The 23195-nt window shown below is 59.2% G+C and carries 19 protein-coding genes and 1 pseudogene; 17 read left to right on the forward strand and 3 right to left on the reverse strand.

Annotated features, from left to right (window positions below):
• Positions 1–2: 2 nt before the first annotated feature.
• The 12 genes from NAF06_RS15065 to NAF06_RS15605 all read left to right on the forward strand — a co-directional run bounded on the left by NAF06_RS15065 (position 3) and on the right by NAF06_RS15605 (position 13542).
• Positions 3–1064 (forward strand): TrbL/VirB6 family protein, encoded by a 1062-nt coding sequence (locus NAF06_RS15065; RefSeq protein WP_008580514.1) that lies wholly within the window; start codon positions 3–5, stop codon positions 1062–1064.
• Positions 1065–1070: 6 nt separating this feature from the next.
• Complete coding sequence (locus NAF06_RS15070) at positions 1071–2192, forward strand: TraC-like domain-containing protein (RefSeq protein WP_008580516.1); 1122 nt, start codon at positions 1071–1073, stop codon at positions 2190–2192.
• The gene (locus NAF06_RS15075; RefSeq protein WP_008580518.1) at positions 2176–4410 is read left to right on the forward strand and encodes a VirB4 family type IV secretion system protein; all 2235 of its coding nucleotides are present in this window, start codon (positions 2176–2178) and stop codon (positions 4408–4410) included. Before NAF06_RS15070 ends, NAF06_RS15075 begins: the two co-directional genes overlap by 17 nt.
• Positions 4403–8227 carry a hypothetical protein gene (locus NAF06_RS15080; protein WP_008580521.1) on the forward strand — a complete coding sequence of 1275 codons (3825 nt, stop codon included), beginning with the start codon at positions 4403–4405 and terminating at the stop codon, positions 8225–8227. The genes NAF06_RS15075 and NAF06_RS15080 overlap by 8 nt, the downstream gene beginning before the upstream one ends.
• The gene (locus tag NAF06_RS15085) at positions 8224–9108 is read left to right on the forward strand and encodes a bifunctional DNA primase/polymerase (RefSeq protein WP_008580523.1); all 885 of its coding nucleotides are present in this window, start codon (positions 8224–8226) and stop codon (positions 9106–9108) included. The genes NAF06_RS15080 and NAF06_RS15085 overlap by 4 nt, the downstream gene beginning before the upstream one ends.
• Complete coding sequence (locus NAF06_RS15090) at positions 9105–10628, forward strand: primase-associated protein (protein WP_049908466.1); 1524 nt, start codon at positions 9105–9107, stop codon at positions 10626–10628. The genes NAF06_RS15085 and NAF06_RS15090 overlap by 4 nt, the downstream gene beginning before the upstream one ends.
• A gap of 542 nt (positions 10629–11170) precedes the next feature.
• The gene (locus tag NAF06_RS15095) at positions 11171–11599 is read left to right on the forward strand and encodes a DUF8030 family protein (protein ID WP_008580527.1); all 429 of its coding nucleotides are present in this window, start codon (positions 11171–11173) and stop codon (positions 11597–11599) included.
• Positions 11600–11817: 218 nt separating this feature from the next.
• Positions 11818–12108 carry a DUF8069 family protein gene (locus NAF06_RS15100; protein ID WP_008580530.1) on the forward strand — a complete coding sequence of 97 codons (291 nt, stop codon included), beginning with the start codon at positions 11818–11820 and terminating at the stop codon, positions 12106–12108.
• Positions 12108–12434 (forward strand): DUF7558 family protein, encoded by a 327-nt coding sequence (locus NAF06_RS15105; RefSeq protein ID WP_008580532.1) that lies wholly within the window; start codon positions 12108–12110, stop codon positions 12432–12434. The genes NAF06_RS15100 and NAF06_RS15105 overlap by 1 nt, the downstream gene beginning before the upstream one ends.
• An 84-nt stretch (positions 12435–12518) precedes the next feature.
• On the forward strand, positions 12519–12884 hold the full coding sequence (locus NAF06_RS15110) for a MarR family transcriptional regulator (protein ID WP_008580534.1): 366 nt from the start codon (positions 12519–12521) through the stop codon (positions 12882–12884).
• The gene (locus NAF06_RS15115) at positions 12881–13222 is read left to right on the forward strand and encodes a type II toxin-antitoxin system PemK/MazF family toxin (RefSeq protein WP_008580535.1); all 342 of its coding nucleotides are present in this window, start codon (positions 12881–12883) and stop codon (positions 13220–13222) included. Before NAF06_RS15110 ends, NAF06_RS15115 begins: the two co-directional genes overlap by 4 nt.
• Positions 13219–13542, forward strand: a complete 324-nt coding sequence (locus NAF06_RS15605) for a DUF8158 family protein (protein WP_080507121.1) — start codon at positions 13219–13221, stop codon at positions 13540–13542. Before NAF06_RS15115 ends, NAF06_RS15605 begins: the two co-directional genes overlap by 4 nt.
• Positions 13543–14095: 553 nt before the next feature.
• Here NAF06_RS15605 and NAF06_RS15125 read toward each other — a convergent pair.
• A complete protein-coding gene (locus tag NAF06_RS15125) occupies positions 14096–15388 on the reverse strand; it encodes a CARDB domain-containing protein (RefSeq protein WP_152418713.1) in 1293 nt (430 codons plus the stop codon).
• 201 nt (positions 15389–15589) lie between these two features.
• On the opposite strand from NAF06_RS15125, the gene NAF06_RS15130 reads away from it, so the two are divergent.
• The 5 genes and pseudogenes from NAF06_RS15130 (at position 15590) to NAF06_RS15150 (ending at position 21246) form a co-directional block, all read left to right on the forward strand.
• Positions 15590–16483 carry an SIR2 family protein gene (locus tag NAF06_RS15130; protein WP_152418714.1) on the forward strand — a complete coding sequence of 298 codons (894 nt, stop codon included), beginning with the start codon at positions 15590–15592 and terminating at the stop codon, positions 16481–16483.
• 415 nt (positions 16484–16898) lie between these two features.
• A complete protein-coding gene (locus NAF06_RS15135; RefSeq protein ID WP_008580538.1) occupies positions 16899–17075 on the forward strand; it encodes a hypothetical protein in 177 nt (58 codons plus the stop codon).
• Positions 17072–18256, forward strand: a pseudogene (locus NAF06_RS15140) (RNA-guided endonuclease InsQ/TnpB family protein); the annotation flags it as partial. The gene NAF06_RS15135 and the pseudogene NAF06_RS15140, both read left to right, overlap by 4 nt.
• A gap of 205 nt (positions 18257–18461) precedes the next feature.
• Positions 18462–19727: a hypothetical protein gene (locus NAF06_RS15145; RefSeq protein WP_152418715.1), complete on the forward strand. Its 1266-nt coding sequence runs from the start codon at positions 18462–18464 to the stop codon at positions 19725–19727.
• Between the two features lie 652 nt (positions 19728–20379).
• Positions 20380–21246: a DNA-binding protein gene (locus NAF06_RS15150; protein ID WP_049908469.1), complete on the forward strand. Its 867-nt coding sequence runs from the start codon at positions 20380–20382 to the stop codon at positions 21244–21246.
• Positions 21247–21400: 154 nt separating this feature from the next.
• Here NAF06_RS15150 and NAF06_RS15155 read toward each other — a convergent pair whose 3' ends face one another.
• Both NAF06_RS15155 and NAF06_RS15160 read right to left on the reverse strand, forming a co-directional pair.
• A complete protein-coding gene (locus NAF06_RS15155) occupies positions 21401–22177 on the reverse strand; it encodes a hypothetical protein (protein ID WP_008580544.1) in 777 nt (258 codons plus the stop codon).
• Positions 22178–22189: 12 nt separating this feature from the next.
• Positions 22190–23059: a hypothetical protein gene (locus tag NAF06_RS15160; RefSeq protein WP_008580547.1), complete on the reverse strand. Its 870-nt coding sequence runs from the start codon at positions 23057–23059 to the stop codon at positions 22190–22192.
• Positions 23060–23195 lie beyond the last annotated feature (136 nt).

The following is a 23195-nucleotide window of genomic DNA, read 5'->3' on the forward strand; positions in this document are numbered from 1 at the left end:
CGATGGTGGACCTGATAGACGTCGTTCTCGAGGGCTTCAAAGACGTCGTCGATTGGTTCATCGGTCTGTTTATGGACGGGCTTCGGTCGGGGTACCAGACGCTGACCGAAGAGATGTTTGGCACTCCGACTCCCCAGACTGACGGGACGTTCATTTTCGGAGAACCAAGTAACGCGCCTTGGCCAGCAATCCAAGAAGGGCTCATCGGCGGCGAGATCATGTTGATTTCTCTGCTGCTACTTGTGATGAGCGTTCAGGGACGACACACAATCCGCATCTTCAATATCGGGAGTGCGTACGAGGCTCGGAAGACCAAGAAGACTGCCTGGGTCGGAGCCTTTCTGATTATTACCTGGTACTGGATTGGAGCGCTCGCGCTCTACCTTGTTGATGGGTTCACGATTGCCCTGATGCCGGAGCTGTCCTCGCTGGGCTCTGCTATGTTGCAGTTCATAACGGGGTCGATTACCAACCCCGGTCTTGGTCTCCTCTTTGCTCTTATCGGAGGGATTTCGATGTGGGCACTGGAGGCGCTGTTCTACATCCGGCAGATTCTCCTCTACATCTACCTGTACGGGATGCCCATCGCGTTCGCCGTCGCCTATGGCAACATTCCTGTCCTCTCTGATGTCGCGATGGGGTTCAGCAAACGGTTCGTCCCGTTGGCCATCCTACCCCTGCCTGCGGCGATAGTCCTCAAAGGATACGACCTACTCTACTCTGGAGGGGCGTTGACGCCGGGATCAGCGTTCCTCAAGTATCTCGTTGCGGCTTCACTTCCCCTCGTTGCGCTCTATGTGACGTGGAAGACGTTCAAGTACGCGACCCCGCTGACGGCGAAGGTTCTCGGTGGTGCGACGAAGGGAGCGGCCCTCATCGGCGGTGTCGCCGCTGGGGCCTATGTCGGCGGCGCCGGCATCGCAACGACGGCGGCCCGGTGGGGACCGAAGGCCGCAGCGGGACACGCTGTGGCGCAGAAAGCTGCAGCCCGTGGCGCGAACAGCGACGAAGACGGCGGGACGCCGTCCTACCGGCGGACCGAGAACGACCCTGGAGGTTACTAACAATCCATGTCCATCGACGAAGACGCAGCCGCACGGCGCATCATGGACCAGTTCGGTGAGGAGAGTCGCATCCCCTACCTCAACATCGAGGAAGGCGACGTCGGCGTCCTGATCGCCTTCCCGATCGTCGGCCTGTTCATCGCCGGCCTCACCGGCATCGAATCACTCGCCCTGCCGTTCGTCGCAGGTGGGTTCGGGTTTGGCGTCGCGATCGTCTACGTCTCGCCCGACCACCTCAACGCGTGGACGTGGACGAAAGACGTCTATCGCTACGTCAAGCGCCCCCTGATCACGTTCAGCGCCCCGGAGGAAGCCGACAGTAGTACCAATGAGACAGAGCGCAACGAGGGTGGGCTCGCGAACTACACGCCATTCAAGCCCGACGAGCGGACGCAGGACCTCACGAATATCGAGCGGGCGTGGCCGGGCGCTGGCGCGATCCAGCGCGCGGACGGCACGATGGAGGCGTTCATCGAGATCGACCCCGGCAACATGGACTTCGCGATGTCCGACAACTGGGCACAGCTCCAGGACGCCGGCGAAGAGTTCGCCAACAAGGAACTGGATTCGAAACTCAAACTCCACGCCACGACCCGCTCGTTCCCGGTCGAACAGATCACCGAGAACATCGAAGACCGCCTGAACGACGAGGACGTCAAAGAAAATCCGATCTTCCGGGAACTCCTCGAGGAGTACCGAGAGACCCGGCCGAAGGAGATGCGCGAACGCGGTATCCAGCAGGTGCGGTACTACATCGGCGTCGAGGTCAGCCCACTAGAGGTCTACGACCGCTTCCGGGACGAGGGCACACCGGCCGAGAAGCTCACCCAGTTCCCCGTCATCGGGTTCCTGTTCAACCCGTTCGTGACCCGCCGCGAGGACCTCACCGACGTCGAGCGCCGCGCACAGATGTTCGAGAAGCTGGATAGCCGGGTCAACGATGTGCGGTCGGAGTTCATCCAGCAGGCATCCGGGTGGTCCGCACGCCGGCTCAGCACGGTCGAACTCTTCGTGTTGAATATGGACTTCTGGAACGGCCGCGAACACGAGTACGACGACGCAGAGAGCGTCGTTCGCGAACAACCCATCATCGGCCACTCGTGCCGGGAGGATGACCACGATGCGTAACCTCGTCCTCCAGACGGGCAGCGGAGCCGTCGGCCAGCTCACGGAGTGGTTTACGAACCCAACCTCAGCTGAAGGTGCGGCTCTCTACATCCTGCTCGCGGTACTGGTCGGGTTCGGCGGGAAATTCCTCTGGGGCTGGTACACCGAAGACGACGAGGAAGAGGTCGAGTTCTCGGACCTCCTCGACGAGGAGACCATCGAACAGGGCGCGGCCGAACGCCAACTTCTCGACGACATCGCCGAGTCACACAAGACGGTGACGGCGCCGGCGGCGATCGAGTGGGAGACGCGCGCAGCACGGGTCGGCGAGCAGTGGACGACGACGCTGTACATCGCTGATTACCCGGACTACCCCAACGACGGCTACCTCTCCGAGCTCTTCGAGATGACCGACGTACAGTTCGACCTGACGGCCCACATCACGCCGAAGAATCAGGAGCGGGCCCGGAACGAACTGCAGGATATCGCTGACGACCTTCAGGTGGATGCTGATCTCGAACAGAGCGTCCGGAGTGCCTACCTACAGGAACGCGCCAACGAGGCCGCAGCGACGTACAAGGCCGTCGAGAATGGCGCGAACGTCTTCGACCAGGGGATGTTCATCACGGTCCGGGCCGACGAGAAGGAGGACCTCCGGGACGCCGTCCAGAAGGTCAAGAGCGCGCTCCGTGACGACCCGGCGAACCTCACGCCAAAGACGGCGATCTGTCGGCAGGATCTCGCCCTCCAGTCCGCCGCGCCCATCGGCGACAACGAGTTCGGGCGGACGTCGATTGCGCTCGGCGGCGCCGTCGGCGCGTTGCTGTCCTCGCCGCACAACGCGACGATTCTCGAGGAAGGCGGGGTAGAGTTCGGGATTCACAAGGACAACCAGAGCCCCGTGGTCATCGACCCGTTCGCGCGGGACAACGGGTACGCGATGTTCACCGTCGGCGACACCGGCTCGGGGAAGTCGTTCAGTTCGAAGCAGAACTTTATCCGCTCCATCGAGCAGAGCAAGGACCGTATCGGCATCATCCTCGAGCCGTTGAACAACTGGGCCGGCGTCGCCGAAGCCCTCGACGCCAAACGCATCACTGTCGGCGGGACACTCGGGCTGAACCCCTTGGAGATTCGGGAGACGCCCGAGCACGTCCAGCGGGCGATGGGCGAGGACGCGAGCCCGTTCAACGAGAAGCTCGACGACGCGATGAGCTTCCTCACCAACTTCTTCGCGCTGCGGGGCATCTCGCTGGGCGACCGCCGGACGACGCTGGAACTCGGGCTCAAGCGGGCGTACAAGCGCAACGGGATTACCGACGACATCTCGACGCACGACAACCCGAGCCCGACGATTCAGGATATGATGGACGTCTTCGAGGACATGGTCAACGACCCTGAGGAGTTCGTCGTCCGGTCCGACGAGGAGGCCGGGAAGATCAAGGAGGACGCGACGTGGCTCCTCGACCAGCTCCGCCCCTTCGAGGACGACGGTCGGCACGCCAACCTCGGCCAAGAGTCCGACTTCGACATTCGCGACGAGAAGGTCATCTACCTCGACCTCGCTCAGCAGGAGGGCAGCGTCGACAGCAGCACGGCGCTGACGATGCAGCTGCTGATCTCGCTGGTGTACGAGCGGGCGAAAGTCTCGGAGAAGGAGGTCGTGTTCTACATTGACGAGGCGCGGTACATCATGCAGGACGCCGCGAGTTTGGCGTTCCTCGAAACGGTGTTCCGGCACCACCGCCATCACGATCTCTCGATCCGGCTGGTCACGCAGACCGTTGACGAGTTCTTCGAGCACGCCGAAAGCGAGGCGATTCTGGATCAGTGTGCGGTCAAGCAGTTCCACCGCCTCGACGGGATGGACGAGGAGTGGGCCGACGAGTTCGGGTTGAACTACGCGCAGATGCGGTTCGTCCAGGACGCCGTGCCCGGCAACGAGGACGCCGGCTTCTCCGAGGCGCTGGTAGGCGTCGACGGCGAGTGGCGCGGCATTCAGGTCAAAGCGATGCCCAAGGAGAAGCAGGTCATCGACTTCGACCCGACCTCACAGGTCCGATCCTCACTGCCCGGCGCCGGCGACGACGCTGTCGATACCGAGATGGAGGAGTTCCAGGAAGAGCTCGAACACCGAGCAACGACCGGAACGAACGAAACGAGCGAACTGAACGAGGAATCAGACGCCGTCGAAGCTGAGCCAGACGGCGGGTCAACGGAGGAGACCAACGATGGCTGAGTACCTGCGCGTCACACCGACATCCGAGCGACTTGACCCGGAGAGCATCTCCCGCGTCCTCGAAAGTCTCCACAAGCTGACCACGCCCGGGTCGTCGGGCCTCGGGGCGAAGCTGAACCCACTCCACAGTGAGACACCACCCCGATTCGAGTTCCTCGCAATCAGTGATGGTCCGGACGACCCGGTAGAGTTCTTCTACGGGGCGGATGCTCATCTCGATACGCTTGAGAAGCGCCTCCGCTCCATCTATCCGGCCACGTTCGACATCGAGCGCGTCGACGTCGACGTCGCCGCCCGGCTCATTCAACCAAGCGAGTTCACACCGCAGGAGTTCGTCGACCACTACGAGGCCGGGCGGCTGCAGTACGAATTTGGCCCGGCAGAACAGTACGACATCGTCGACGAGGAACCAGCGGACGCCGAGTCATCCGAAGCAGACCCCATTGTCGACGGCGGTACAGCAGCCACGAGCGTCCCCGATCATCACGTGACTGTTGGGGACTCAGCCCTGGAACTAGCGCCGCCCGATGCACTTCCAGACGACGAGGAAGAGCGACGGGCCATCGAGAAGCCGACGATGACACCGGCGGGAACGATCCTGGCTCGCCCGGCCCAAGACGCCGTCTCGCCGCTCGGGGTCCGGTGGTGTGGCTCCGCGTCGCGGAAGCAGGACTGGATGACCTCGCTGACGCCGTTCACGGCAGAGGAAACGAACGGCGATCTCTCGTCCGTCGACGAGCCCGGCGCGGCGCTGGCGTCGCTGATCGACCACTTGATGGAGGCGACAGCGCCGACCGCGTTCCAAGTCGTCTTCCAACGGCGTGCTAGCTGGCAGTCCGACTCGGAGGTACGGAAAGAGGACCTCGTCGACGGCCGGGATACGTTCTTCCAGGAAGTCGTCGGGTCGTTGCTCGAGGTCGAGGAGCAACGGAGCGACCAGGACGACCGGCAGCTCAGCGAGGCCGTCAAGAAGCGCATCGAGTACATCGACGCGAAGAACGCCAAACGGTCGTTCACGGTCAACATCCGGGCCGTCGGCGTCCCCACCGACGAAACCCGCGACGACCTCGATGGCCGGATGGACTCGCTCCTCCCCGTGTTCGACCCGCTTGATGGACCGTTCTACGAGGTCGAGGGGCAACGCCTCCGGGACAGCGGCTTCCGTGAGAAAACGAAGGAGAAGAAGGCACGGGCCGCTCTCCAGCGCCTCCTCAATCGCGAGTTGACGACGGGCCGGGGGAAGACCCGCCCCGAGCTGGTCCTCTGTGGAACGGAGCTCGCGAACTTCGTCCTCGTCCCCTCCTCCGAACAGCTGACCGTCGAGGGGACGCGGGGAACCAGAGCCGAACAGCAGAGTCGGAACCCGCTCCCGTGGCCGAATCCGGATCTGATCCAGCAGTTCCAGGACGGGATGGCCATCGGCTACGCACTCGACGAGAACGGCGAGCCACGACCCGACCCGATCCGGATCCCGCCGGACCTGTTGCCGACGCATTACGGCCGGTTCGCGTCGACGGGCGGCGGGAAGTCGAAGGCCATCATCAACGACGCCCTTTCGCTTCGCGAGTCGACGGGTGGCCCCGTCGTCCTCGTCGACCCGAAGGGAGACGGGATGTGTGAGAACTGCCTGCGCTGCCACTACGAACGATTTGGGGGCCTCGACGACGTCTACCACTTCCGCGTCCCGGAGACCATCCCCGCGTTCTCCTTCTTCGACATCCGCCCTGCGCTCGAAGCGGGTCGGAACCGCGAGGACGCGATTCAGGACAAGGTCGACCACTTCCACGACATTCTCCGGATGATTATGGGCCGCGAGCAGTACGGCCAGGCGTTTGTCGCGAACGAGATCCTCAGCTACCTGATCAAGGCGCTGTTCGACGAGGAGTACGGGAGCGACGTGTTCGGGCTGGACGACCTCTTCGCCGCCGCGCTCCGGATGCAGCGCGACCAGACGATTCCTCCAGTCTCAGCGGACAACCAGAACATCGAGGAATCGCTGACGCGCCACTTCGCGAAGGACAACCACCAGTTCCAGGTCTCGATGGACGCCGTCGGGAACCGCCTCGACAAGCTCAAAGAGGACGCGCATCTCCGGCGGATCTTCAGCCACGTCCCCGAGCAGAATGACGCCGACGAGTACGTCGACAACCGCTTCGACTTCCGCGAATTCCTCGATGAAGACGCCACCATCATCTTCGACCTCGGCGACCTTCGGCCGGAGGCACAGCGAGCGATCACACTCCTGTTGTTGAGCAACCTCTGGGACGCCGTGCAGGTGCGCCGGCGGGACGGCCAGACCGATTACGAGAAGCTCACGAACCTCATCATCGAGGAGGCGGCACCGGTCGCGTCGACGAAGCTCGTGTCCGAACAGTTGCTGCCGCAGGGTCGGTCGTTCGGGCTGAGTATGGGCCTCGTGATGCAGTTCCCTGAGCAGGTGCGGAACCGGAACGAGCGGGCCTACGACGAGGTACTCAACAACATCAAGACGAAGCTCATCGGCAACATCTCGATTGAACGCGATCTCGCGGAGTCGCTCGCCCACGAGGACCTCAGTCCGACCGAACTTCGCAACCGAATCAACACGCTCCCGAGCGGTGAGTGGATCGCCCAGCTCCCGAGCCCCTCGTTCGGGGAGACTGGGCCGCCACCGTTCTCGCTCAAGCCGCTCCCGATTGCGCCGGGGCATCCAGAAAGCGACCAGCCGCTCACTCAGCCCCAGGAAGACCATTTCGAGTCCGTGTCCCGGCCACGGATGGTCGAACGGACACAGGCCCAGTACGGGCTGACAGAGCCAACTGAGTCGAGCACTGCCCCAGAGGAGACTGGCTGGGGGAGTTCGGGGGCCGAAACGACGGGCTCGGCTGCCGACGGCGATGCAGCGACCGACCCGACGCAATCCGCGTTTATCAGCGAATCGACGACCGAGGACGCGTCGACGTCGACCACCCAGCCCGCAACGGACAGCGACCCAGATGCAGACGAGTCCGAGATGAGTCCCCTGTTCGGACAGACTACCGAGACGGACGAGGAGTCAGCTGCTGACCAAGCAGCGGGGCCGGAGAACGGGGCAACACCCGTTCAGGAAAGCAGCGTACCCGTCCCCGATGACGAACTCCAACAACGCGGGCTCAGTCGAGACGATGTCCAGTTCCTGAATCGGGTCCTCGACGTGATGAACCGAGAGGACAACGAGTACACGCTACTGGACAGGATGAGCCAGCTTCGGGACGAATACGACGACCTCCATGTGGAGCGGCTCACGGAGCAGGACCTCCTGGACGCGGACTCCGCGGCGGGGCGCAAGTACTACACCGTCCCCCCGGACGGTCGAGACCTCCTCGGGAGAGAATTGAAGGCGGGGCCAGGAGCGGGCGATCTCGGCGAGAAAACGCCACACAAGGTTGGCGTCCGGCTCCTCGAGCTCTGGCTCCAGCAGCGGGAGGACGTGGTTCGCGTGGAACCGTACTACGAAACCGACGATGGCACCGTACTGGACGTGGCCGGCATCGACGAGGACGGCGATCTCGTCTGGGCCGGCGAAGCAGAGCTCGCGAGTAACAATCGGCACGCCCCAGTCGAGGATTACGACAAACTCAGTGCGGTGGATGCCGACGCGATCTGGGCCTTCAACAATCGCGAGACGGCGCTCAATGTCCTGGAGAGCCTTGCCGACGCAGATCGAATCGACGAGCGGGTCAGCGGGCGGGCGGCACGGTCGTTCGCGACCATCAGAGACGCCGTCGACGACTTCGATGCTGCGGGCCTGACCACCGTTCGGGGCTTCAAAAATCTCGATCAGGAACTCAACCAATGACCTGGCGACAGGCGACCCGCGAGGAGATTTACGCCTACTATGCCGAGGAGTTCCCCCGCTATCTGGACGACCTGCCGGAATTCATCACGGCGACCGGCCCGAAACAGTACGCTATCGCCTTCCGGGAGTCCCACCCGGTTCGCAAAGACGAGGTGCCGGACAAGGACTTCATCCGGCGGGATACGTGGCAAACAGATGCGTCGGGCGACCGAACGACGCCCGAATTCGACGACTTCGAGGACGTTGTCGAGTTCATTCGGCATCCAGCCCGCAACGACCCGCTGGGGCGGAGCGAGTTCGCACTCGCTGATCCGGAGGTACTGGAGCAACCGGACCCACAGCCCGACGCCGTCTACTACGCACTGGATCACTGGGAACGACCCTGGGTCCTCCTCGTCGACATCGACGCGAAAGAGATCGCCCGAGACAGAGCGGAGGAGCTGGTGTCGGCGGACGTCGAGGATCAGGACGACGATGCGCTTCTCGATGCTGCGGGTATCCTCGACGCCGCTCCCGAGGGGTATCCGTACGCCTTCGAAGACATCGACCGCGCCATCGAGTACGGGTTCGAGCTGAGGGATATCTTCGAGGACGATTTCGACGCCAAGGAGACGATGGTCCTCTACAGCGGGCAGGGAGTCCACGTCTACCTGCTGGATACCGACCCGGCGCACCGATACGACGAGCAGAGTCGCGAGGTGTTGAACGACCTCCTCCTCGAGACGTACGACATCCCGATCGACCCCGTCGTGACGGCCGACCGCCGGCGGGTCGCCCGCCTGCCCTACTCACTTCACGCCGACGTTTGTAGCATCGTCCAACCCATCGAGAGCCCGGCGTTCGACGTGCGATCTGCCACACCCGAGGTGATCGACGGATGAGTCCGAGTACACCAACCGACGACGAGGACATGGCGTATCGGGTCGCAGCGCTCCCGCTGGAGTACGGAGAGACACGCATCAACCAACTGTTTACGCGTGGTTACAATCGATACGTCGTCGACGGCGAGGACCAACCCGAAGATCTCCTGAACGACATCGAACGGTTCGGCACAGCGGCGTTCAAAGAACAGGTTCGCGCCGACGCAGTCGACGAGCCGTTCGTCGACAAACCGGGAACGCTCGCCGTGCTCGCGACGTTGAGTGCGATCTGTGTGAAGGAACACCCGAAGTTCGAGCACGCGTCGCCCCGGAACATCCAGGTGCTCTACGACATCCGAGAGCTGTACGTCAACAATCTCGCCTCCCTCATCCGCGCCCACGGCGATGGGTCACTCCAACAGGACATCGCCGACGTGCTGTACAGCAAGGAGCCCGGTGAGGATGGCCCACATCCGGGTCGGGTCTGTACGGGCATCACGGAGATGCCGGAGTTCGGGGATGGCCTCTACCTCGAAATCCCGATGGCGGCGGCGTCACGCAAATGCCTCGTTCGGGAGGACGAGTCGTCGACAGGGAATGACGATGGCGGAGAGATACTGACGCAAGTGAAGGACAACAACCTGTACGTCCCGGTCGGTGATTTCGACAGCAAGTATCGGGACTACGCTGAGCGGGCGTTCAAGAAGCTCCTGCGGGTGCAAGAAGACGGGCTCTCCGACGACCAGCTATCGTGGCTGACCACGAACGAGTCGGCGATCACGGAGCGGATCGACCGCTTCCTCGAGACCGGCCATCACGAGCGTATCTGGCGGAACTGGGACCGTGGGGAACGGACGATTCGCGTCCTCCGGCGGGCCCTGAGTGACGCGCCCGACGACGTGGCACAAAAGGGTGAGTTCCACACGGCGAAAGAGCTCTATCGAGCGGTTACGGCGTACGATGCGGAGGACGAGTGGGAATCGTCCGTGACGGATTGGATCTCGAGTCCGAGCAGTCTCGCGAAGACGCTGGCCGACCACGAGTCCCACTCGGCCGTCACGATCGACCGCGACGGGCGCGTCAATACGTACAGAATCGGGCGAGCCGGGACCGGCGCCGAGCAGATCGAAGTGCGAGAGATCGAGGATCTCTTCGAACTCCCCTGTATGGCGAATATGGAGGAGCGGCTACACGAGAAGAAGCCGGTGCGGAAGGACCTCTACAACTTCGCGCGGATGGTGATGTGGCTGCCGCAGTACCAAGACAGCAGCCTCAACGAGATCGTCGCGGACCTCAAGGACGTCTTCTCCCGGTGGCCGTGGTACGACGAGCAGGAGACCGAGTACCAAGTCCGCTACGAGTTCTCGAACACGATCGGCGGGGACACGCCGTTGCCGATGAACTGCGATAACGACGATATACAACGGTACTGTATCGGCCAGGACCAATGTCCCTACTCGATCTGGGGCAGCCTCCCGTTCCCGGATGAGATGTACGAGCAAGTCGACGAGGGATCAGCTGGTCCCTCAGAGCAGTTCTAAGGAATAGACTTCCCCTCAGATTTTCGAGGTTCGTGTTGCAGACCAAAGCCAGTCTTTTCAGAATCCCCGTCGAGCAATTTTCAGCGGCTAACACAACCGAAATCGAGGGAATCGGGGTGTTTCATGATTCGAAGTACCGAGCCGGGGAGCCTCGAGAGACACTGAACAGGTGAAGCAGCGGCCCGATGAAATTTAAATACGTCCGAAATCACCTTCATTACCCCCTCGTCGAGCAAATTTTGGGACTCCAGTACCACTCCCGAACTCGTCGAGGTATTTTCTACCGCCTCAAATCGGCCCGACGGGGTTCTTCTTAGATTTGAGGCCGTCATATCGTCTTGCATATCGCGGATTTCGTCCAAAGAAAGAGGCGATATGCAATGTGCGAAGGCCGCGGGCTCTCTCAGGCCAAGGGGCCGTCATCCAGAGTTTGGATTCAGTAATCTATCAGATTTCGCGCACAGGTTGACCGGGTGTGAGTCGGTGGTGTCTGTCGCCCCCGCGAGGGGGTGGCGGGGCGCATCACGTGCCCCCGATAGACGATGGCTTCGGAACAACGCAGCAAGACACGAGCAGCGCATCAGGCAGGAACTACCCCCGACGGTCAAGCACCGTGGGAAGACATCGAAGTAACGGTTCCGACCGACCGGGATCACACGTCAGTCGTCGCGCTCGTGGAGTGTGCTCTCGTCGAGCTCACTCACGAGGCCGTGGGCGCCGTCTTCATCTCCCGGCAGGTTGGGCGCTCGACTCGGACGCAGTACGTCGCCGGCGACGACGTCGGCGAGCAGTTCCAAAAGCGGTATTTTGACGACCGGCTGGGCTGGCACGAGACCACCATTTCCCGACGAACAGTTCGCGACGAGCTCATCACTCAGCTCACGCGACCGGCTGAACAGGCAGATGAAGAAGCAGCCAGCGAGCCAGATACCTTCGTCGTGAAGCCAGTTCGAGAGCTCCGAACGCCGTAGCGGCTAAACTTAACCAACATTCCGAACCGATACCGACACAGTGTTGGTTAACTCTGGGGCTGGATCCACTCCCTCGCCCCCACCCACCGCCCTGTACCTCGAGTGAGTGTATCCTGGCGGACGGGCGATCCGAGGAGGTGCCGAATCTGTACGCCATGAACTGTTTGTCGGCGCCAGGAGGCGTGCAGCGCGCAACAGCGTGCGCTGCGTGACTCACCATGCTTGGTCCCGATCCGCACGACGACACGAGTCGCGACTACGAACAGTCCGAGAAAGAACTGCTGGCCCAGGACCGTGACGCCGCCGGCGTCGACACGGCGGACGTCGACGACCCGACTGCCCAGAACCTGGTCAAGGACCTCATCGACGCGGCCGTCGTCACTCCGGTTCCCGAGGACCACGTTCTGGTTCACGAGCCGAGCGGCACCACGTTCGACTCATCGACGCAGCTGGCCGTCTTCCACCGTGGCTGGGCGGCCGGCCGCGACGCCGACGGGGAGGGCGAGTGATGCAGCAGACCCTCGTCGGCTGTGCGTTCTGTGATGCCCCGTCCGGTACCGAGCCTGGCGAGGCCCACACCTGGGGGCAAGACGAGCGGGTCACTCACCCGATCTGTGTCGACTGCGCGATTCAGACGGAGCCGGATCCTGACGAGCGCGATCACGTCGCCTGTGACGGCTGTGGGCTGGTCGTCGACACGCTCGCGGCACTCACCCGGTTCCGGGTCGAACTGGGGCATCTTGAAGGCCCGATTCAGCTGTGCGCCCGCTGTAATCCGGGCGGGCTTGCGACGTACTGGACACGAGATCTCGAGGAGCATCTTGTTGAGCAGTAGTTGGCTTCTCACCCGATGGCCGCAACCACCATCACGTTGAAATACGTCGATACGCCTAATACACTCACCGACAAAGAAATACATATGCCCATCGACATCGAGACCTTCGAATCCTCCCCCGAAGACCGGCTCCAGCACTCCGGAGAGACGAACGCAGACCGCGTGATGCGATTCCTCGCCACCCATCCCGAGCAGGCGTTCACGCAGAGCGAGATTCGTGACGCAACTGACGTCAAAGCGGGGAGTATCAGCGTCGTCCTCTCCCGGCTCGAAGATCGCGGGCTCGTCCGGCACAAGGGCAACTACTGGGCGCTCGGTGAGGTCGATAACGTCGCCGCGTACGCCAGTATGCTCGAGAGCACGCGAGCAGCCAACGACCGCTTCGGTGAGGAGGACATGGACGAGTGGTTGGAACACGCCGTCGACGACGCGGACGAGGCGACTGAATGAGCTATCAGCGCGGGGATGTCGTCTGGGGGCCGGACCCGTTCAAGTCCGGAGAGAACCCTCGTCCGTGGCTCATCCTCAACAACGACATGCATCCATTCGGTAACGAGGAGTACATGACGGTCACACTCACGACGACGCCCCACGACGAGGGGATTCCCCTCGACGACGCCAACTGGGTCGAGGGCGGGATGCCCAGGCAGAGCTACGCCTCGCCGTGGGCCGTCGCGTCGCCAAAGCACGCCGCGATTGTTCGACGCCAAGGCCGCCTCGAGGAGTCGTTCGTCCAGACCATCGTCGACGCACTCGGAACGTATCTCGAACCACCGGCCGAGGAATGACCACTCACGCAACCGTGTACGACATCCAGGAACGAACTGGTAATCCCGCGCACGCATCTGTCGACAGGGTTTGTGAGCGGCTGCTCGACCGTGCGGCTACCCCGCGAACGGATCACCCGGATGCACATCTCGATAAAACGATGGCCACGGTTGTCGATCGATACGGGGACGCAGTTGTTCGGGCGGTCATCCACCGGGTCCTCGTCGACGGCGTCCCGTTTCGGACGGCCGCTGCAGATCACGATGTGGCGGCACTTGATGGCGTTCGGATCGGAACTGTCGCAACGCAGGTCCTCAGTGAGCTGAACACGGACCCATAAGGGTCTTTGAAAGCCCTCGGCCGCTCGACGTCCCGCGACCGCCGCTGCGCTCCTCGTGCCTGCGGTGCTTGCGGGGTCGGGGGACGGCCGAGGCGGCCTCGCCCTTTCTGAGTCCGCCAGGATTGTTGTTGGTCCATCAAGCGACGTAGCCGGTTGAACAGGTGTGTACGTAGCGGCCCGCCCCGCGCGCCGCTGCCGCCCTCCGCGTCGCTCGCGACTGACCATTCCGGGCGTGCGGGCGCTCTCCGCACCGCCCGCGCCCGTTCCGGGCCAAAGTGCATGTGCCCTCGGCGCCAGCGGGTAAGCGCGGGGGGTTGCGCGGCGTGGCTGCTCACCCCCGACTGATATCCTTCTAGCTGAGGAAGCACTGTTCACAAGGTATTATTTTGATCGTAGAAATTACTGAATCCGGGGGGAAGTAGATTTTATTACAAGGTTACGGCATCCGTCACTCGTGTTGACTCGGTCACACAAACTGAGAGCGGCTTAATTCCTGCTAAAGATGTTCAAACTGTGTTTAATACGGCAGATGGTAGATACGATCAATTTCTCGTCACAAAGACGGTGTATCCGGGTGTGGCTCCTCTAAAACCGGCTCAAACGGGATCTCCCCAGCTGAGTTGATATTATCGTTACTATCGAAAATCATACCTTCAATTGTATCTGTATTCGTTGTCCCCCAGTAGTTATTCGTCCCCGTTAGTGCTGCATCTTCGTACCCTTCAGGAAGTTTCAACACAATCTCATCCGTCATATTGAGGAACGAATTATACTCAACAATAGTTTCTGAGGAGCCGTAACTAGTCCAATTGTTAATCAAACCACCATATGTCGCACTCCGCCCCCTGTCAAACACGTTATGTCGAATAAGAACCTGGACCGTTTTGTCATCGTACCGGTCACCAGTGCCCACAGCAAAACCACCAGAGTTGATGAATTCGTTATACTCAACACGGATTTCAGTCCGCGAGGTCTCATATTCTGCCGTTGAACCACGGTACGGATACCACACGTACGACGCTCCAACGTTTTCTAACCGAGACCGTCGAAGATGGAATCCTCCCCAACCACGCATCCAAAACGGTCCGCCGTTCCTAATCGTACAGTACTCAGCATCAAGGAATGCGTCCGGGGGTGAATTTTCAGCCTCAAAAAACGTTGACCGCCCATCCCGACCATCAAACGTGATCGAGTTATTCGACGACCCCTTCGCGGTAATCTCCCCGTGCATCAAGAACATCGAATCGTCATCGAGTGAATCGCCAGCTAGCACTGTAGCACCGGGTTCAATCGTTAATGACACGCCCTCCCGGACCTGCACCGTCGATGTGACTACGAATGGACTATCGCTTGCCGACCACCGCGTATCGTTGTCAATAACACCACCGACCTCAGTCACTGACAGTACTGAAAAGTCGACTGCTTGGTCACCGACTGCTAATTCGTGCGTTCCGGGGGTGTCTAGACTGAGCTGGAATTGAACTTGAGTACCAGATCCACTTTCTAATCGGACAGATTTTACTGTATACGGATCTCCATCGACGAGTAATTCGACATCACGAGAACCAGTGGATCCTCCGTCGTTGACTAATTCGACAGTTATTGTCGTGGATTCGCCCGGATACGTTTCTGGCGGATTGACATCGATATTCTGTACGTTAATTTCTGCCGGGGCTGGGGTATCAGTTTCCTCGGTTGTTTCTACCGACTCAGCCTCTGTAGTGCTGCTTGTCCCCGTGGTCGATGTGGAGGATTCAGGAGACCCAGAACTGTCCCCGGGAACACCGGCACAGCCAGATAGGGCGGTGAAAGCACCAATAGAAATCAAGAGTCCTCGCCGATTCATGTCTTGGGTCCTCGCCGATTCATGTCTTGGTTTCCAGAGGCCTGAAAAGTAAAGATTTGGTAAAATTTTGTAGAATTGCTGAATATAGGACGGTCTCACTCAGAGCAATTTATTCCCCATACACCAATATTACGCCCGAGAAGTGATTAAATATGTGTATACTGCCATTTTTATCAGCAGTCGATTCCTTTTGAGTCCCATATGGGCAAAAATGTGATCCTCGTTGGAGCCGGTGCGAGTTTTGGGGCAGGAGAGGTTTACCCTGATAATCCACCTTTAGGTAGAGATCTATTCACACAACTTGAATCTAAATTTCCAAGGTCATGGGGATCCCTGCCCGATCACATACGGAAAAATTTTCTGAAGGGCTTTGAAGAAGGGATGGTAGCGTTGTCTGAATCCGATTCGAATCTTCACGCACCTCTGTACCAAGCCATGGCGGCATACTTTGCAGAATTTTCGATTGGAGAAAATAATCACTATGCGGCTCTAATCGAGAGTCTACACAATTCTATTACCAACGGCGAAACGGTGTTTGTCTCACTCAACTATGATTGTCTTCTCGAAGAAGCCATTGAAGCCGCAGGAATTGATGTCGACCCTGTCCCCGAGAATCTCGGAAATCCTGGTACCGTCATCAAACCGCATGGTTCATGTAATTTCCTTCCAGCATCAATCCAGGCATCAGGAATTTCATTTACCGAAGGTGTATCATTCGATGCCGGTGTGAGGTGTGTCTCAAAAGAGGAGGTTATCGAATACTACCATAGCGACAAGGCCCTCTATCCGGCCATGTCTCTCTACCGCCCGGATAAAAGCACTCAGATCTCCCCCCCAGTGATTCATCGATTCCAGGAATTGTATCGGAAGGCAGTATCTGAAGCCAATACTATTGGTATAATTGGTGCGGGTATTCATGCTCAAGATGACCACATTTGGGATCCGTTGGCATCGTCGGATGTACCACTCTATTACATTGGTGGAAGGCCTGACTTCGATGACTGGCAAGCTGAGCACCGAGACGCCGGTGTAAATCAATATATTTCACAAAAATTTGGCGACGGCGTGGATGAGCTAATTACGGCATTTGACTGAATGCACTCTCTGGGCATATTTAGACGCTCCTGAATTGGTGGGTTAGTGGCTCTGTTGGGGGAACAGAATTTGTCCATGAGTCCCTTTCAGTACGCTTTCGCTGTCCGGAAAAGGGCCTGAAACGCCTATCTCCACCGCGTCTAAACAAGTCTCACTCTCTGTATTCAGCACGCTATTCTTTACAGATTTCGAGTGGGTTGCGGCCCAGCGTCGCGGTTTCGTTTTTACTTAGCGCTTCAAAACAAGTGTAACCGCTGCTCTACGACACCCGGTTCAGATTGCGTAGTGTAGTGATGTTTTTGAGCGCCTGCAAAGGGTGCAGGCGCGTTCAGTCGTGCCTGCACAGCACAGGTGATTCGAGATGCAACGCCACCAGCAGCGACAGGTGTATCGACAGCCGGAGGTGCGATGATCGATGGCGGTCGAACTGAATGAAATCGAGGAGGCCGAAGTCGAACTGGAACAGTGGTTAGTCGAACAGGCCGAGAACGGTGTTCCGGAAATGGTCCTAATCGGGCTCCTTCGGGACTACGCGGACGACATCGAACACCTCGGTTACGTGCCGCGAATGTGGGGTGAGTCAGAGCGATGAGACGAACCAACTCCTTCGAGATCGTGCCCCAGTCGAACCAAGCCGGCACCATCCTTCGACGGCTCCTCGATGCGTCAGCTAGGCTCTGGAACGAGTTGACCTACGAGCGGCGGCAGCGATTCTTTACCGGAGAGAGCGTCTGGGACTGTGACGGATATAAAGACGAGTACGTCGATCTGATCGGGTCCGCGACGACCGCACAAGTCGCCCGCCAGAACGACCAAGCGTGGCGCTCGTTCTTCGAACTCCGCGAGACGTCGGACCACGATCCCAACCCACCCGGTTACTGGGGGAATCGCGAGGACGGTCGCGAACTGCGGACCTTCATTCGGAAGGATATGTACTCTCTCCGGTGGGGCGAGCGTTCTCGTCTAGAGGTTCCGATTGGACGGGACCTGAAAGACGAGTACGGTTTCGGGCGGTACGAGCGCCTTCGGGTTCCGGTTCGTGGCGATCCACAGTGGACCGGCGAGCAGGGGCAACTCCGGTTGACGTACGATGAGGTCAAAGAAACGTACCAGGCCTACCAGTCAGTAACTGTCCCAGATGAGGAACGGACGACGCCGACAGGAGAGTCGGTCGCAGCGCTCGATATCGGCGCGAACGTCCTCGTCGCGTGTACGACGACGACCGGCGACCAGTACTGGTACAGCGGCCAAGAGCCGTTCCGGCAGTTCCGTGAGACGACCCAGCGCATCGCCGACGCCAAAGCGAAGCTGCCGGATGGACAGCAGACCAGTACGCGGATCCAACAGCTCTATGGGAAGCGATCTCGCCGGCGCGACCACGCCGTGAACGCGCTCGTTCGTGACTTGGTCGAGCGGCTCCACGACGACGGTGTCGAAACCATCTACCACGGCGATCTCACCGGCGTCCTCGGCGAGTACTGGTCAGTCGAAGCCAATCTCAAAGCGCGCACGTTCTGGGCGCATCGACAGTGTCTCGACCAGCTCGCGAACGTCTGCGAGGAGTACGGAATTGAAGTGGCCTCACTCTCCGAAGCGTGGACCTCCCAGACGTGTCCGGAGTGTGGCGAACGCGAGCAGACCCGCCGGCATCGCGAGACGCTGCGGTGTCCGTGTGGCTTCGAGGGGCACGCCGACCTCGTCGCGTCGCAGACACTGCTCGAACAGGCAACGAACACCGCGGTCAGGCCGACGGCACGGCCCGTGCGGTTCCAGTAGGACGATCACCAGTGGTCCCCCGTCGAGGGGGTCGCGGTGGGGCCCAACGAATAGCGCACAGACCCGCAAGGTGCCGCCGTGGTGTCGCCGTGACACCAGCGAGCGGACGCTCCCGTGTGTGGAGTGGATGTCGATCCGCTGGTCGCTCGCTTTTCGTACGTGGTCCCTTAGAACTAATAGACGTACGGATGTCCCTTCAGTAATGGACGCGTCAACCCCTTATTTTCAAGAAACGGTGAATCTAGATATTTATGACAAAGATGTCCACGCAGAGGTCTCACTCTCAGAAGCAGGAAATATAGATGTGGAGGTTATCAATAGTCCTCAATTCGGTGTGTCCTCAGAATTCTCAGAAAACATCGGTGCCATTGGAGGAACAACCTTAGATGGCGACGGAGTTGAATTTTCTAATGTCATAGTTTCTCTTGGTTTACAATCAAGTAGGAATAAAGCCAGTCATCGATACATTAGTTCTCTGTCACCACCCTCCGAAATAGAGATTGACGGTTCTGGTGGGTATGTGTCCTACGAGGGTGAAGAAGTTAGTGTGCAGTTCGATGTTCTGGGTTTCAAGCCATTCATTCCACACAATGCAGTAGACGAGATCGAACTTATAAATCGGGATTCGTGGCAGGTGACAGCATCATCAGTAAATGAGATAGATGAGCGAATTGATTTCATCAAGTCTCACAAAACCCTTCTCCGAACAGCAGAGGTTGTAGTTACATTAGATATTCCAGGATGTATCTCACATCAAGTAGATCAAGCTCGCGAAAAGCTGAGTGATGTACTATCCTTAGCAGGATTTGTACAGGGGATGGGGCCAAATTTCGTCCGAGGGGAAGTAATCAGCATCAATGGAGAGCCCCCTGATACTGTTGATAATGGGATTCGATTTACAAAAATGTGGTCTACACAAGGAGATATTGGTGGTGCATTCAAGTCAGAAAGGTTAGTCTGGGGAAATGAATTCCCACAATACTTAGACGTAGCTTATGACAATTATGATTCTTATGTCCAAGACGAACTTCAACTTCGACATGTCTTAGGATACTACTGGGATGCATTAAATTCGACACGGCCCGTTGAAGGCCGCTACTTGAGTGTATGTAGTGCGATTGAGTTGCTTGCAAAACGGTATTCAGATCTATTTAAGCAACAATCTAGAACGCAGGACAGAATCGAATATCTGGTTGATGAGTTAGAGGTCGAAACAGATGACCTTACCGACTTCGCAGGAACGTCTGATCGAGCCGTATCATCAACGTATTTTTACAGTTATTCTCGCCAATATGTAGTTCACGGCGATAATAATCTGACTTGGAGTGAACTTCGAGATGATTTTGAGGCTGCCTTAACACTCCTTCAACGAATCATCAGAAACCAGCTAGTTGGACCAGTAGAGGAAGAATCTGGTTTTAATGAACTGGTTGATATTAGTCCGAAAGGTGTTGTCGAATTCGAATAGAGTATAATGGCCTTGTTTAGACGCTCCTGAAGACACAGGTCAGTGGCTATGTTGGGTGATGAGATTCAGTCCGTGAGCGCCTCTCGATCAGTTTCGTTGTTCGGATAACGTCCGTAGCGAGTGATCTGCACCGCGTCTAAACAAGGCTGAGTATAATTGTTCAAGTTGCGCTATGCACGAATTCTATAGGTACAGCATTCATTTCCGGGGTCGCCTTGTTGATATGAGCCGTTACGGCTCGCACCGCTCGCCGCTTTCCGCCCTCCGCGTCGCTCGCGACCGACCATTCCGGGCTGCCTGCCTGCGGTAGCGGGCGGGCTGCCGGGCTAAAGTGAATGTGCCCTCGACGCCAGCGCTTCACCCGTTCGGGTCCTGCGGACCTCGGCGAAGCCGACCGCGACGGACGTGGTTGCGTCGCGGCGAACGGGGAATGCGCTGGCCGCTCGCTCCGGGCGGGTCGGCGCGCGGTGCTGGATGAGGCCACCTCATGCAGGCGCGCTCTCGCTCGCGCCCGGTAGGGCGCTCGCGAAGGCGCGAGCGAGAGCGCGCAGATGGTTCTGTCGGTCGTTGTCGTCGGAAAACCGCGATGTAGTAGCATCGCGGTGTCGGCGCGTGAGCGCCTTCGTCGGAAATCACCTTGTGAGTGATTCCAATGTCTAGTAACAACGCTAGCGGAAAGGTCGTTTCGGTCGATGAACAGGCATTCGAGAAAGCGGGCGGTCAGGCGGTCGATGAAGACGGCTTCCCAGTCGTCGACGAGACGCCGGAGTTCGAGGCGGCGGTCGAGCAGGAGACGCAGGCGAAGGTGGATGCAAACCACCCGGACGGGATCGCGGACACGAGCCAGGATCAGATTCACGGTGTCACCCTCGAACAGGAAGAGCGCATTCGGGCGCGGGAAGCCGAACTGGAGCGCATCAGTGCCCAGGCCGAGCTGGGAACGCAGGACGGTCGCGAGCAGCGCACGCGAGAGGTCGTCAGCGAGCAGTGTGGTCGCGACGAGCCGGCGCCGGCGGAGCGCACGGATCCCCGAGAGAAGCTGACGCAAGAGGAACTCGCGGCGGTCAACGAGCAGGCGATGCGGATCAGCGACGAAGTGAAGGGCGGCTGGTCGAGAGCGGTCGTCGCGAAGCAGCTGGCTGAGAAGGTGCAGCGCGGGCGGGACGTCACGAAGGCGGTGCTGGAGACCCTCGAAGAGCTGAAGGCGGCGCCGGGGGCGATCGTGCCCATCGCGGACGTGCCGGACGTCCCAGTCGGTGAGGTGACGGTCGAAGGCACAGTGAGCGAACTCTGGGATCCTAGTTCCCCAGCAATCGCCCAAGTCGGACTCATCGAAGACGAAAGCGGGCGTACGAAATTCACGATCTGGGAGAAGAGCAAGAAGACGGTGGTTCGAGAAGGGCAGACAGTCCGGTTCAGAGCGGTCAAGAAAAATTGGTACCAAGGACGGTGCAGTCTCGCCATCACGGGCTGGAGCAGGATCGAGTTCCCAGAGCGCGGCCGGTGGTGGGAAGAGTAGCCAGTTGAGACAACCTTCTTTTTTGCTGTGTGCCGGACCGACCCAGGCCCCACCTCCCCACCCTCCGCTCCGTGCTCGCTTCGCTGCGCGCGCAGCCACGACCTAGAGAACTCGATGTTAAATTGACATCATAGGATTCGACTTATGTACAACTCTAATTGTCCAAGTCTATTGAGGCGGTCGGTGTTTCCTCACCCGCGAACGTCTCCAGCAAGTACAGCACGCTGAACCCGAGGTTCTCATGGATCCAGTCCTGATTCGAGTAGATGTCCGTGAAGTCGCCGGTCACGAAGTGGCTGATACCGATTTCCTCCTTCAGGAACACGGCGTCACAGATCAGCGCGATATCCGCATTGTTCTTCATATGGACCGGCCATTCCTTCAACCGCTTCTCAACGTCGGGATACTCGCGGTCTCGCATCGGTTCCAGATAGACACGGGCCTCGATCTGGTCCTTGTGCTTGATCGACCGCTCCATCAAGACGTCCTTCAGCTTCCGAGCAGCTTCCCGAGCTGTCCGCCGAGTGAGCTCGCCCTCCTTCTCGAAGTACCACTCAAAGTACTTCTGGAGCCGAGGCCGCACCTCCTTCTCCTCTGACTCCTTCATGTCGAACCGCTCGACGTACTCGTCCATCACCGTCTCAATATCGAGCTCGTCGTCACTGTAGGTTTGCAGCATCTTCCCGAACTGCCTCAGTTTCAACCGGAGCTTCGCCCGTTTCTCCCCGTACAGGCCTTCGTTCCGGTCTAACCGGATGTCGGCGGAACGCCGACTGTTGTCCTCGGTGCTGGAGCAGTACTCGTAGACGGCGTTCTTCCCGGTGTAGATCGTGTTATCGGTGTCGAACAATCGTTTGGCGTCAGGGTACCACCGGTCATTGATGAAGGTGAGTCCGAGCAGGCAGTTGGTGTCTACGAAGTACCGGGTCATGGAGGGGGTTGGTTAGGGGGCGGGTGAGAGACCGAGGAGTGCGATCGCAACTCCGTCAGCGGCTTCGGACACTACTTGGTTCTCTTCCAGGTCTGTGTGTAGCCGGGAGCGTTCTCGCTCTATCAGTTCGAGTTCCTTCCGGATATCCTCTTGTCGGCCTTCGAGGTCCTGCGTGTCTAGTTCCTCGGCGATCTCTTCGGGGGTCAACCCGGTGTTTTCGCGTTGGGCGAGGTCGATGCAGAAGATGGTCCAGAACAATTCAGAGACCTTCAGGGCCTTCTGCGGCCGGTACTCTTCGGCATCAAGTTCAGCACTTACAACCGAGTACCAGAGATCCAGGTCCTGCTCCAGCCACGGGTAGTCGTCGACTGGGAAGGTATCGATGATATCGAAGACCGTGTTGATGACTGCTTCCCTGCTGGAGTCTACTTCGGGGTAATCTGGTTTGTCGTCAATAGCGTTACTGAGCTGTTTGTCGAGTCGTCGGTAGTGGCGTTGAACATCGTAAGGCGCGTCCTCGTACATGTCATCGGTCAGCCCCTCCGTATTTTGTTCGTACAGACGGTTGAGTGCTCGAGAGAGTGCGAGTCGAGCCTTTGTCTCTTCCTCCCTGGGGAGGCTGAGCTGAGAAGCTGAAAGGCTACAACGGACTTCTCGGCTATCGTCACTCCAGTCTACCGTGACTGGGGATCCACCGGTCTTCGCCATGGTTCCGAACTTGTACCAGAAGTGCTGGATATCCGTGTCCAATCCGACGTCGTTGAGTTCCTTGTCTGCGAAGTAGAGTAGTTTATAGAAGGTTTTGGGGCGTAACGGGTTCGAGTAGAATCTCTCGTCCAAGAGAAGGGCCGTTACCTCCCCTACGCTCAGTGTAGAGGTCATACTTATTCGAGGCTAACAGCACCACCTCTAATTACTGTATTGAAAACAGTGAATCTGAATCAGGAACTCCCAAAACCGTGGCCAGGCATCCAATTCTCGGCCTGAACCCGGACCGTTCACTGCGACGAAATGATTT

It is taken from the genome of Halorubrum hochsteinianum, from assembly GCF_023702125.1.
GTDB lineage: Archaea > Halobacteriota > Halobacteria > Halobacteriales > Haloferacaceae > Halorubrum > Halorubrum hochsteinianum.